Raw genomic sequence first — 12,714 nt, forward strand, 5'->3', positions numbered from 1 at the left:
ATATGAATTATCAACACGGAATAATTTCCAGTGAAAAACCGACCTCCGTAGCCAAGCCGACAATTATTGAAAGTGCAGTCGGTGTTATATTTGGTACTGCGCCAGTCAATCTCTTAAAAGATCCATATAGTGCTGCAAACAAGCCGGTATTAATCAATAATTATAACGAGGCGGTAGAGAAGTTGGGGTTCTCTTATGACTTCAAAAACTATACCTTGTGCCAGAGTATGTATATTCGTTTCAAGAAGTTCTTTATGGCACCAGTTGTTATGGTTAACGTGCTTGATCCAGCTGTACATAAAGAAGATGTAACTGAAAAAACATTTACAATAGCAAATAAAAAGACTGCCATTGATGACCAGGGAATCTTATTAGACAAGATTGTTGTAAAATCCTCTGATGGAAACACCACTTATGAAGCCGAAACAGATTACTTGGTATCCTTTACGGATGAAGGTACAGTTGTCCTCGCTATCATAACTGGGGGAGCTATCGGTTCAGCTGCTTCTGTAAAAATAGCATATACAAAAATTGACCCGGCAAAAGTTACTCAGACTGATATCATTGGAGGTTATGATATCGAAACAAGGAAAAGAAGTGGCATTGACTGTGTAAATATGGTTCGCCCTTTGCTGGGTGTATTGCCTTGCCAGCTTCTCGCACCGGGTTGGTCACAGGTTCCGGCAGTTGCAGCGATACTGAGTTCAAAAACACGTCTAATTGAAGGCTTATTCAATGCAATAAGCATCACAGATCTTGATACTCAAGCGGTCGAAAGCCTTGATACAATACAGAAATATAAAGAAGATAACGGTTATGACGATGACTTTAATATTCCTTGTTATCCGAAAGTTATTGTAGATGGATATGAGATCTACTTATCTGCTGTGGTTGATGCTGCTATTGCTCAAACAGATAATGCAAATGGTGGTCCCTATGCTTCCCCTTCCAATAAGATTATAGCAATTAATGGTACTTGCCTGGATGGGGGAGAAGAAATATATTTTGACATTAACGAAGCCAATGAAATAAATGCAGCGGGAGTTATGACGGCTCTAAATTTAAACGGTTGGAGAAGTTGGGGAAATGAAATGGGCTGTTATCCTGCCAACACTGATGTAAAAGATAGATATATAGTGTGCCGTAGAGTATTTAACTATCAGGACAATACCTTTAAAATTAATTTTTTCGATAAGGTTGACAATCCGACTGATTACAGGTTAATTGAGGCAATCGTAAATGAAGAGAACCTCAATTTATCAACATTGGCCTCTAGGGGAAGGATTGCAGGAGGAAGTCTATTCTTTGATATAGATGAAAATCCGACTGAAAATATTTTGGATGGACATATCATCTTTCAAAGGAAGCTTTCTCCGTTTACTCCGGCAAAAGTTATTGAAACGGTTACAGAATTTGATCCTACGCTTAACAGCGCAGCATTAACGGGAGGGGAATAAGATGGGATACAGAGTACCTGAAGCAGTAAATCTTTTTAATGTTTACAATGGAACAAGCAGACAGGTGGGAGTAACGGGTTCGGTAGAATTGCCGGAATTTGCTTATATGACCAATACCATTTCGGCAGCTGGAATGGCAGGAGAATATGATGCTCCCGTCATTGGTCATATAGCTTCTCAGAAGTTAAAAATTCCTTTCGGCCAGATTGATGAGCAGGAATTTTTTGCTATGGTTGAAAGCAGCAGCAATATAACGCTAAGAGCTTCTATCCAAACCAGAGACGAGCAGACAAATGAACCGGAAATGGTGTTAATGACGATAACTGTTCGAGGGGCTACAACGGATTTTACACCGGGAACGATTGAAAAAGGAAAAACCATGAATGCAAGCATAACGAAAGAGGTTGCTTATATAAAAATCGTTATTAACAATGTGGTTTGCCTGGAATTAGATAAATTCAACAGTATTTTTATTATAAACGGCAAAGACATTTTTGCGAAAGTGAGGGCAATGATCTAATGGAAGAAAATGATACAGTTAAAGAAAATATTGAGGTAATAAGTAAAAAGAGAATTATCAAATTTGATAAGCCTTACATGTTTGAGACGGTAACCTACAAGGACATTGATTTATCAAAGCTCGATGACCTGACAACCGATGACCTTATGACAGCAGAGAGAATCTATAACAAAAGTGGTGGGGCAGCTATCAACCCGGAAACAAGTCTTTTGTACAGTATAATCCTGGCACACCTTGCCAGTGATATGCCGATTGAATTCTTCGGAAAATTGCCAGCCAAAGAGTCCTTAAAGCTTAAAAGGGAAGTCTATAATTTTTTCTACAGAGGGGCATAACATTCGGATCGGGAAAAGAGCTGAATAAAATCTGTATTCAGCTCTCTATGTCAAGAATGAATGTTAGCCTGGAACACTTAAAGAAAATGTCCTTAGACGAGTTGTTTGAGCTAACGGAGGAGGTAAGTAAGATTGTCGAAGAGAACCGAACACGAACTGCAAATAAGAATAGGCGGTAAGGTAGACAATTCCCTTACCCAAAGCGTTAACGAGATTAAAGGTGAATTAGGTTCCATGGGAAGTACAATAAAGACGGTGGCTGCAGCGGCGGTCACCGCTTTTGCTTCTGTGAAAGTGAAAGAAGCTTTCGATGATGTAACAGACGCCTCGAAGGAGATGCAGACTTCTATGGCTGGCGTTGCAAAGGTTGTAGACGGACTGAAAGATGACAACGGAAAAGTTACCAAATCCTATAATGTCATGAAGGATGCAATCCTGGATATGTCGAAAGACCTTCCGATGACTGCCGAGAATATAGCAGCTATTATGGAGGCAGCAGGACAATCAAATATTGCCAAAGATGAACTATTAGAGTTTACCGAAACCGCCACTAAGATGGGAATAGCCTTTGACTCCACCGCAGAGCAGTCTGGTGAGTGGATGGCCGCCTGGAGAACTGCTCTTAAAATGAACCAGAAAGAGGTTACAGACCTTGCTGATCAGGTGAATTATCTCGGAAATACAACCTCTGAAAGTGCTGTTAAAATCAGTGAAGTAATTACCAGGGTAGGAAGTCTTGCAGGAACGGCTAATGTGTCGGCCGCTTCCGTTGCTGCTATGGCTGCATCCATGACAAAAGTTGAAGCCGATGTATCGGCAACCGGTATTAAGAACTTTACACTTGCCTTGGCTGCGGGTGATAGTGCTACAAAGAGACAACACGCAAGCTTTGACAAGCTGGGTCTTAAAGCGAAAACAGTTGCGAAGAATATGCAGATGGATTCCCAAGGAACTATTGTGGATGTACTGGAACGAATTAATAAGTTAAGCAAAGAAGAACAGACCTCCACCATGAAGAACCTTTTTGGCAGTGAATCAATTTCTGCCATTGCGCCCATGATAGCGAACCTGGACAATTTAAAAGAACAGTTCAGTAAAGTTGGGGATGCTGCACTTTATGCCGGAAGTATGGAAAAGGAATATATTGCAGCTTCTTCCACTTATACAAATGTTGATGTCCTTACAGAGAATAAGATTCAGGCTATGAAGGTTCAGGTTGGTGATACGCTTGTTTCGCTCTCTGCTCTGGCAGCTGAGACAAAAGGTAATCTTGCGGAATCCTTTGGAGATTTTGTTCAGGATCATGCGCCAGAGATAGAAAGTACAGTCAGAAACATTGAAAAGGCCTTCTCTGAATTTTTACCTACCGCTGTAACAAATGTAAAAGAGTTTGGAAAAAATGCTATGGATCTTATTGAGCCGGTTTACGAACTCATAGAAGATAATCCAGATTTAATACCGAACTTTATCGTCTCAACTGGCGCAGCTATGGTTACATACAAAGTAGGAAAAAATATCGGGGAAATTGCAAAGAATGTGAAAGCTGTAGGAAGCCCTATAAAACTACTTACGGGCTTAATTACCAATCCCTGGGCACTAGCGATTGGAGCCACTGCTGGTGCTATTGCAATGATTGCGACCTCTGTCCATAACGCCAGAAAAGAGTTAAGAGAAGCTGATCTGGCTTCACGATTTGGCGATATATCTTTGTCTTTGAAAGATTTGGATGGGATGGCAGCAGAAATGTTACGCAGTAACAATTTCGAAAAAATATCTGAATCATTAGATATAAAAGAAGGTACAGAAAAACTGCAATTTACCATAGAAGACACTTTAGCTGAAATAAATAAACTTAACTGGAAAGTGGGAATAGGACTCGATTTATCTGAAGAGGAACGTGCTTCTTATCAAAATGATATAACAAGTTTTATAACAGATACACAGCAATTATTAGATGATAATCAATATGCTCTAAGCCTATCGTTGGATGTACTTACGGATGATGATGAGTCAGGAAATGCCATTAAAGCAAGCGCGAAAAAATTCTATATGGAAAATCAAGCTGCCCTGGAAAGTCTAGGTACGCAGTTGCAAGAAGCTGTTAATAATGCCTTCTCGGACGGATTACTTACCATAGATGAAGTGGAGACAATATCCAATCTTCAAAAACAAATGTCTGCTATCACTAGCCAGATGGCGCAGAGTAAATTTGAAGCAACGCTTGAAGTTATGGGAACTAAAACACTAGGAACTGATCTAACATCTGACAGCTTTAAAAATTATCTGGCAGAAATGCAAGAACAAGCCCAATCGACAATAACTGAATACGATGAATCCCTTACAATGAGTATAGCTAACTCTAAGGTACGGCTTAAGGCTGGAGAGATAAATAAAGATCAGTATGATAAAGAAGTTGCAGAGTATAAAAAGAATTACTTAGAGGATATCGGAGAATTAAATCTTACAGTGTCTAATTTTGCCACGGACACTCTTTTTCAAGCTTATGGAAAAGAAATGGAGTCAGGATTACCGCAATTAAGTGAAATTTTAAAAACCGTCTTAGAAGAAAACAAAGATGAACTTGCGGGGCTTATAGATAGCAACAGCTTAGGGCAATATGGACTTAGCGACTATATGAGTAATATGCTGATAAGTCAATTTAAAAAAATCAACATATCGAAAGAAGCAAAAGAAAACCTGCTTAACAATTATAAAGACCTATTACCCACAAAAGAGGAATTGGAAAAGACCATGTCCTCATATGTTGAAGAAAACAGAGATATACCATCTGAAATATTGGAAGAGTATAATAACATTCTGATGCTAGGTGCATTAGGAGGGGATGAAAATTCTATTTATTCGTTGCTGGGTTCTAAAATGGGTGAGGATGAAGAATATCGGGAAATCATAAAAAAAGCTGGTGAACTTGGGCTAGTATTACCGGAGTCTTTGATAAATTCATTAGATACGGAAATACCAAATATTACTGCGAAAGTGGCAGAGGCAAAGAAAGCTCTAATAGAAGAAGCTGAGAAAGAAGTAAATATAAATATTCCACTTAATATAAACACAAAAAGTAATGTGGCGGATATTTCAACTATACCAACAAGTGACTTATATAATCAACTATTCGGTAAAATACATCATAATGCTAAGGGAAATATAGTAAATGAACCTATCTTAACAACATTTGCCGAGGAAGGACCGGAAGCTGCTATTCCACTGGATGGCTCTCCAAGGTCTATTGACCTGTGGTATATGGCCGGACAGATATTGGGAATGTTTAACCGGGATACAGCTTATGGTAACGGGTTTAATATTCCACAAGCATACAGCAATATATCCAATAGTTCATCAACCAATAACATAAGCAGTGAACCAACCTTAAAAATAGAAAATACTTACTACATTGAAAATGCTTCAGACATACAGAAAGTCCAACAGGTTATAGAAAAATCACAGTTACAGATGCAAGCGCAGTTTGATCGCATGATGGCACAATATAAGAAGAGCGAAGGCAGGGTGAATATGAAACAATGAGTACATACATAACTGTTCAGGGAGATACCTGGGACATGATAAGCTTTAGGGTATACGGAACGTCAAAGTACATCGGCCTGTTAATGGAAAATAACTATGACCTGCTTGACATCTTTCTGTTTAGCGCAGGTATCGAAATTAATGTACCAGAATTACCCGAAGAGGAGGAGAACGACATACCGGATTGGAGGAAATAATGGGAACGGTAAGAGAAGCAACCTTAAGCCTGTCTTACAATGGAAAAAATGCGACAGAAGAGATTACAAACCGTCTTGGACAGATGACCTACACGGATGCGGCAAGCGGGGAAACAGATACTATTTCACTCGTCCTGGCTGATGAAAATCTGAAATGGTTAAATGCCTGGTTTCCTGTAGAAGGCGATTATATAGAGGCTGTCATAAATCAATACAACTGGAGCAAACCCGGTGATAATAAAAAGTTAAAATGCGGGAAATTCCTGATTGATGACTATGATTTTAAAGGGCCTCCGGATACCTTTAACCTAAAAGCGATATCTTGCCCTATAAATACGGATTTCTCTTCTACGAAGAAAAGCAAGACATGGAACAAAACATCCGTTAAAGGCATTGCGTCAGGAATGGCTAAGAAAATCGGAATCTCTCTGGTTTATGATGCTCCAGATTATAAAATCAATAAACAGGAGCAGAGCGACCAGGATGATATGCGGTTCCTGTTTGGGATTTGTGAAAGCTATGGCCTAGCCATGAAACTTTTTAATTCCAAACTGATTATCTTTAGTGAAGTGGAATATGAGAAAAAGAAAGCTGTCGGAACTCTTGATAAATCCGATTGTAGCACCTATGAGTTAAACGGGACATTAGTAGGAATCTATCACGGTGTCAGCATAAAGTACACTGACTCTAAGACGAATAAGACGCTTTCTTATGCTTACAACGAAAGCAAGGGAAACCGTATCTTAAAGGTAAATGAAAAAGCTGAGAGTTACGCAGATGCAGAAATAAAAGCAAAAGCCAAGCTACGGAAAGCCAACAAAGAAGCAAGGACCATAACTCTTGATTTAAAAGGAAACACTTCCTACGTGGCAGGTACCTGTTACAACATCACCGGCTTCGGAAAATTCAATGGCAAGTATTATATTGACAGAGTCACGCATTCTTTTTCGGACGGCTACACAGTGTCATTGCAGATGCACAGAGTATTATCATATTAAGGGGGATTGAGGATGAATGACATTATAAGAAGAGGAACTGTTGAAAGCGTTGATTATAAAAGCGGTACTATAAAGATTGTCCAGGAGGACAGGGACGATTCAGTTTCCTTTGACTTACCTCTAATGAGCTTCGAATACAATCCTCCCAACATTGGGGATATGGTAATTGCGGTCTTCCTTTCTAATGACAATACCCAGGGATTTGTTATAGGAAAGCCTTATAATAAGTCCAACCTTCCCACAAACGGGAAAAAAGGAGTTATACGAAAGGACTATGATATAGACGCCTTTGTCGAGTATGACAAGAATACAAAGACACTTACCTTGCAGGCTCAGAACATTCTTGTTAAAGGAAACATGAGCCATGAGGAAGGAGGAGTATCTTGAGCGTTGGTAGTTATGGAGGAATCGTTTTTCAGGTAAGCAAGAAAAAAATATACTCCTTTAGTAATTTCAAAAGAACCAGAACTGCCGAATGGAAAGAACACAGCAGGCATGGACAAAAAGCAATATCCCAGTTTATATCTCCAGGAATAGAAAACATAACTCTGGACATCCATTTGAATGCATCATTGGGGGTTAAACCTCTGACAGTAATAGAAAAATGGGGAAAACTACTTGAAACCGGCCACCATGATATTTTTGTTATAGGCGGTAAACAGGTAGGAAAAAATGAATGGAAGATTGAGAGTGTATCGGAAGCATGGAACACCTTTTTAAGCAAAGGAGAGCTAATAGCTGCGGATATCACAGTCACACTGTCAGAATACATAACCAGTGACAAACCAAAGAAAAAGTCAACCAGCACTACAACAAAAAAGACCACGACTACAAATTCTGCATCATCTGCCTTAGTAATTGGTAAAACATATAAGGTAAAAAAATTACTGACAGGCTATTATACAGCCCCAGAAGCCAAGAACCAGAGCGCGGTCAATCGAACAGGAAAAGTTTATCCAGGAACCTATTATATTTTTAACATATCTCAGGGGATGGTTAATGTAACGAAGGTCAAAGGTTCTCCTGGATCATGGATAAATCCATCCAAGAATAAGTAGGAGGTGAGCATGTACGATATTGATATACAGACAACGGATGACAGTATAACAGAAGAGGAGGTAGAAAATTTAATAAACCTTTCTCAAACACCCGTTGGAACAATTCCGATGGAGCGGGAAAAAGGGATTGACATGTCCTTTCTAAGTATGCCACGGGAATCAGCAAAATCCTTGTACAGCGTGGAACTTATAAAAAAAGCACGCTTATACCTGGACTTAGAAGTGCAAGACATTTCTTTTGAAGAGTATGAGGATGGAAAAATAAAAGCAAAGGTGGTGGTAAGCCGTGGCGAATGACATACAGAAATTATATGATTTACCAGAGGTAAGCTTCATCGAAGATATAGCAGCAGATACGCTATTAGAAGAAATGATAACAGACTTTCAAGACAAATATTATGAGCTGACGGGAGAGTACGAGACATTAGGAGAACTGGATAAATACAGAATTCTAATGAATGCATCTGTCTTGAAAATCTATCAGGCATTTCAGACGATTGAGAAGGCGGGGAAAATGAATCTTCTTAAATATGCTTCTGGTGATTACCTGGACAATCTGGGAGCCACAAGGGGCATAACGAGAAATCCTGCAAATGCAGCCACCTGTACCATTAAATTTTCATTAAGCCAAGTGCAAAACAGTGCTATCGCCATACCAGCAGGAACACAGATTACAGCCGGTGACGGAGTATATTTTGTAACAGACAATTACAGTGAAATACCTGCCGGATCAAGCGAATTAGAAGTATCTGCAACCTGCCAGACAGAGGGTACCGTTGGCAATGGTTATGTTATCGGTCAACTTAACACGATTGTTGAGCCAATAGCTTATATATCCGCTGTTACGAATATAACGGAATCTACAGGAGGAGAAGATATCCAGTCTGATGATAGTTTCCGTGAAAAGATTTTTCTTGCACCAAGCGGTTACTCCACTGCCGGCCCGGAAGATGCTTATATATATTGGGCAAAGGCATACAGTGCTGCTATAGGGGATATAAAAGTTATTACCCCGGCAGACGATACTGTCCAGCTGATAATCTTGTTAAAAGATGGCATGATACCAGACATGGAATTTCTTAATGGATTACAAGAATATTTGTCAGATGGCAATATAAAGCCTATGACGGAACTTGTAACAGTGACTGCACCGGATGTTGTTAATTATGACGTATCAGGAACATATTACATAAATCGCAGCAACAAAGACGATGCGGTAAAAATACAAGCAGCCGTTACAGCAGCATTAGATGAATATGTAGCTTGGCAGAAAGAAAAAATAGGAAGAGACCTTAACCCTTTCCATTTGCAATATTTGCTTGTGAAAGCCGGAGTAAAACGCATTGAATTAATATCGCCAACTTATCTGGATATCACAGATACAACGGTTGCTATAGCAAATGTAATCTCTTTGGAATATGGAGGAATTGAGGATGATTAGTTTACATGACAGTTATTTAGAAAGCGTCCTTCCTAATTTCTTAAAGCAAGACAAAGAAGCCAAAGCTTTCTGTTATGCACTGGATAGGCAAGTTAAGAAATTGCTTAACAGAGCTGCTGTTCTAGCAATCTGGTACGATGTACAAAATGTAGACGAGTCTTTGTTGGATTATCTTGCAATTGAACTAAGGACACAGTATTACTCCGTCGATCTGGAAGTTACGGTCAAGCGGCAGCTGATAGCTAATACTCTTATCTGGTACCAAAAAGCCGGAACGGTGGCAGTTGTCGATGAACTAATAAGTACGGTCTTCGGTTCGGGCAAGATTCAGGAATGGCATTCGTATAATGGTGATCCACATCATTTCAAGGTGCAGACTTCAAACCCTTTGATTACCTCTGAGGACATTCAGAAATTTAATGACATAATTAAGAACATAAAGCGAAAAACAGCAATACTGGATACGATTGACATTGTCTTAACGGCTACCATGAAAACTTATTATGGTTTTAAGCTTCAGACCGGTACCGTAGTCAGACTGAAGCAGGAGGGATAACGTGAGTTTTAGTACAATATTATTTACTGAAAAAGGCCGTGCCTTGCAATCGAAAGTATTGGCGGGTGCAGCCTTAAATTTTACTCGGATTGGAATGGGTTCCGGCTCTCTTGGTGGACAATCTCAAATTGCCTTAAACAACCTGATAGACCAGAAAGTTTCTTTAAACGTTACACAGGTATCGAAAAGCGGAAGCTATGCCGTGGTTGAAGGGAATTTCAGAAATGCAGATATATCTACAGGATTTTACTGGAGAGAGCTTGGAATTTTTGCACAAGATCCCGACATAGGTGAAATTTTATATTGTTATGGAAATGCTGGGAGTCTTGCTGAATATATACCACCTCAATCAAGCGAAATTGTTGAAAAGGTAGTCGGTCTTTCGGTAATTGTGGGAGATACAGCTAATGTTACATTGCTTACAGATTCTACAGCTTTCGCAACGAAGGCCGAGGTAAAAGCAGCTAAGGACAAAGCAGATCAGGCTTTTCGGTCAGCCAGTAATGGCAAAGAAGCAATTAAGACAGCCATTACTGGCATAGACCCAACAGTAACAATTCCTACAGAAGCCACCTTTGCACAGCTTGCTACAGCAATAGGACAGATCGAAACTGGAGTGGATACCGAAGACGCAACAGCGATTGCAGAGGGATTATTGGAGAATCTTTCAGCCTATGTAAAGGGTTTGAAAATAATCGGTACAATGCCAAATAAAGACGGGCATACCCTTAATGCAAGAGATGTAATAAATCTTCCTGCAAGTGGCAAGGTAGGGCTACAATTTCCCGATATAATCGGTGATTATAATTTATATGCAGTAAGTCCAGATACAGAAATAGAAGTAAGCTATGGTTTATTATCGGATAAGCTTGGTATAAAAGCTGCCGACATTAGAGCGGGTGCACAAATATTAAACCGTACAGGCACCTTTTCCTCGGATGCCACGGCAGGCGCAGGCAGTATATTGGATGGACGTATTGCTTATACAAATGGTAATAAAGTAACAGGTACAATTCCTATAGTAAATCCTGATATCAGTGGACAATTACCTGCTTCCTCGGTAATAGTCGGAGCTAGCTCAGGGGATGGTCTCAATTATTTATACATGCAACATGGGCTTTCGGGAAAATATAGTAATGGTGTGAACTGGGTAAGAAGCTACCAACCGGACTTAATTGCAGCCAATATATTATCTGGTAAAAACATATGTGGGATGGTAGGAACTGCTATAGCAGGTAAAAGATATGCCACGGGACAGGTAACATCTGGGGAAAATGTAAGTTGGTATTCGCCAGAGCAGGGAGGTCCGTTTTTGGGAAGAAAAGTACATGTATCTCAAATGAATTTAAGCTTTGTCCCATCTATTGTGCTGTTAATGGCAACTTCAAACTCTTGGGGTGCATATACTACCATATATTTCAGACAAGGATTTTATTCCAGTTCTTATGGAGTCTACACATGTAAATCCGAATCAAATTCAGGAGATGCTCGTCAACCGCTGCGACCTGCATCTGGGGACATTAACGAAATAATTACAACTAATTTTCAGTACGGTTCGCCTTTTACGTTTTGGGCATGGGAATAAGAAAGGAGAAATTTTATGGAATTATTAATAGTCTATGACACAACTGGAAGAATTATATACCAGGGGCAGGGTGACGTTTACGAGCCTGTAGGAATACCTAAAATGCGGGTTACAGTACCAAACGGAAAAAGAATTGTATCTATAAACACAGTAATAGAACCGCATGAACCTGTATTTGCCGACATTATGGGAATAGACCCAGATACAGCAACACTGGAGCAGCTTAAGGCGTACCAGATCACGAAAAGTAAAGAAAACCTTGAAACCTACTTAGAAGCCAACCCCATCACTTCTAAATGTCATGGCGGAGCAGAAAAACAGTATACCATAACAAAGGAAAAGCAAGCTCTACTTACCCAAGAAATGGCTATAGTACAAATGGCAATACAGGCAGGCATAGAGTATCAGCCGAGCTGGAATGCTGCCGGTGAACCCTGTACATACGATTGGACACTGGAAGAGATTAAACAACTAGCCTTTGAAGCTGTTACGGTAGTAAAACCTTTAATAAGCCACCAACAGACAATTGAAGCCCAGATAAATGCTGCACAGACCAAAAAGGAAGTATTAGCAATATCTATAGAATTTTAGGAGGAGCCTATGAGAAAATTCTTAAAGGCTCTTTTTCTATGGGCAATCGGAGGAATAATTTATTTCGCTGTAGAACTTATCTGGAGGGGATATAGCCATTGGACTATGTTTATCTTAGGTGGGTTGTGTTTTGTCCTCATAGGGGCATTAAACGAGCTGTACAGGTGGGACATGGCTCTTATTAGTCAGATGTTTATATCTGCATTGGTTATAACGCTTCTGGAGCTTATAATCGGCTTAATAGTTAATAAGTGGTTACATTGGGGTGTCTGGGATTATTCTCAGGTACCCTATAATTTTATGGGGCAGGTATGCCTCTTATATACCAACCTATGGTTCTTCTTATCTCTGGCCGGAATCATCCTGGATGACTTCATCCGATACCGACTATTAGAAGAAGAGAAGCCACATTATAAAATTTTATAGGGGGACTTTT

General features: G+C 39.7%; 14 protein-coding genes. All 14 read left to right on the plus strand.

What is annotated here, in order from left to right; genetic code table 11:
- Positions 1-2 precede the first annotated feature (2 nt).
- The 14 genes from R2R35_RS14195 to R2R35_RS14260 all read left to right on the plus strand — a co-directional run bounded on the left by R2R35_RS14195 (position 3) and on the right by R2R35_RS14260 (position 12,704).
- Positions 3-1,457 carry a phage tail sheath family protein gene (locus R2R35_RS14195; protein ID WP_317730485.1) on the plus strand — a complete coding sequence of 485 codons (1,455 nt, stop codon included), beginning with the start codon at positions 3-5 and terminating at the stop codon, positions 1,455-1,457.
- 1 nt (position 1,458) lies between these two features.
- The gene (locus R2R35_RS14200; protein WP_317730486.1) at positions 1,459-1,977 is read left to right on the plus strand and encodes a phage major tail tube protein; all 519 of its coding nucleotides are present in this window, start codon (positions 1,459-1,461) and stop codon (positions 1,975-1,977) included.
- Positions 1,977-2,312: a phage tail assembly protein gene (locus R2R35_RS14205; protein ID WP_317730487.1), complete on the plus strand. Its 336-nt coding sequence runs from the start codon at positions 1,977-1,979 to the stop codon at positions 2,310-2,312. Before R2R35_RS14200 ends, R2R35_RS14205 begins: the two co-directional genes overlap by 1 nt.
- 132 nt (positions 2,313-2,444) lie before the next feature.
- Positions 2,445-5,852, plus strand: coding sequence for a phage tail tape measure protein (locus R2R35_RS14210; protein ID WP_317730488.1), 3,408 nt, complete (start codon positions 2,445-2,447; stop codon positions 5,850-5,852).
- The gene (locus R2R35_RS14215) at positions 5,849-6,049 is read left to right on the plus strand and encodes a tail protein X (protein ID WP_317730489.1); all 201 of its coding nucleotides are present in this window, start codon (positions 5,849-5,851) and stop codon (positions 6,047-6,049) included. Before R2R35_RS14210 ends, R2R35_RS14215 begins: the two co-directional genes overlap by 4 nt.
- A complete protein-coding gene (locus R2R35_RS14220) occupies positions 6,049-7,047 on the plus strand; it encodes a phage late control D family protein (RefSeq protein ID WP_317730490.1) in 999 nt (332 codons plus the stop codon). Before R2R35_RS14215 ends, R2R35_RS14220 begins: the two co-directional genes overlap by 1 nt.
- Positions 7,048-7,059: 12 nt before the next feature.
- On the plus strand, positions 7,060-7,434 hold the full coding sequence (locus R2R35_RS14225; protein ID WP_317730491.1) for a hypothetical protein: 375 nt from the start codon (positions 7,060-7,062) through the stop codon (positions 7,432-7,434).
- Positions 7,431-8,105 carry a phage tail protein gene (locus tag R2R35_RS14230; RefSeq protein WP_317730492.1) on the plus strand — a complete coding sequence of 225 codons (675 nt, stop codon included), beginning with the start codon at positions 7,431-7,433 and terminating at the stop codon, positions 8,103-8,105. The genes R2R35_RS14225 and R2R35_RS14230 overlap by 4 nt, the downstream gene beginning before the upstream one ends.
- A gap of 9 nt (positions 8,106-8,114) precedes the next feature.
- Positions 8,115-8,402 carry a hypothetical protein gene (locus R2R35_RS14235; RefSeq protein WP_317730494.1) on the plus strand — a complete coding sequence of 96 codons (288 nt, stop codon included), beginning with the start codon at positions 8,115-8,117 and terminating at the stop codon, positions 8,400-8,402.
- Positions 8,392-9,546 (plus strand): baseplate assembly protein, encoded by a 1,155-nt coding sequence (locus R2R35_RS14240; RefSeq protein ID WP_317730495.1) that lies wholly within the window; start codon positions 8,392-8,394, stop codon positions 9,544-9,546. Before R2R35_RS14235 ends, R2R35_RS14240 begins: the two co-directional genes overlap by 11 nt.
- The gene (locus R2R35_RS14245; protein WP_317730496.1) at positions 9,539-10,102 is read left to right on the plus strand and encodes a phage tail protein I; all 564 of its coding nucleotides are present in this window, start codon (positions 9,539-9,541) and stop codon (positions 10,100-10,102) included. Before R2R35_RS14240 ends, R2R35_RS14245 begins: the two co-directional genes overlap by 8 nt.
- Position 10,103: 1 nt before the next feature.
- Positions 10,104-11,687: a hypothetical protein gene (locus R2R35_RS14250; protein WP_317730497.1), complete on the plus strand. Its 1,584-nt coding sequence runs from the start codon at positions 10,104-10,106 to the stop codon at positions 11,685-11,687.
- A 15-nt stretch (positions 11,688-11,702) separates the two neighbouring features.
- Positions 11,703-12,278 (plus strand): hypothetical protein, encoded by a 576-nt coding sequence (locus R2R35_RS14255; RefSeq protein WP_317730498.1) that lies wholly within the window; start codon positions 11,703-11,705, stop codon positions 12,276-12,278.
- A 9-nt stretch (positions 12,279-12,287) separates the two neighbouring features.
- Positions 12,288-12,704 carry a putative ABC transporter permease gene (locus tag R2R35_RS14260; RefSeq protein ID WP_317730499.1) on the plus strand — a complete coding sequence of 139 codons (417 nt, stop codon included), beginning with the start codon at positions 12,288-12,290 and terminating at the stop codon, positions 12,702-12,704.
- The last annotated feature ends 10 nt before the right edge of the window (positions 12,705-12,714 follow it).

The sequence above is a fragment of the Anaerocolumna sp. AGMB13020 genome (assembly GCF_033100115.1).
Lineage (GTDB): Bacteria > Bacillota > Clostridia > Lachnospirales > Lachnospiraceae > Anaerocolumna.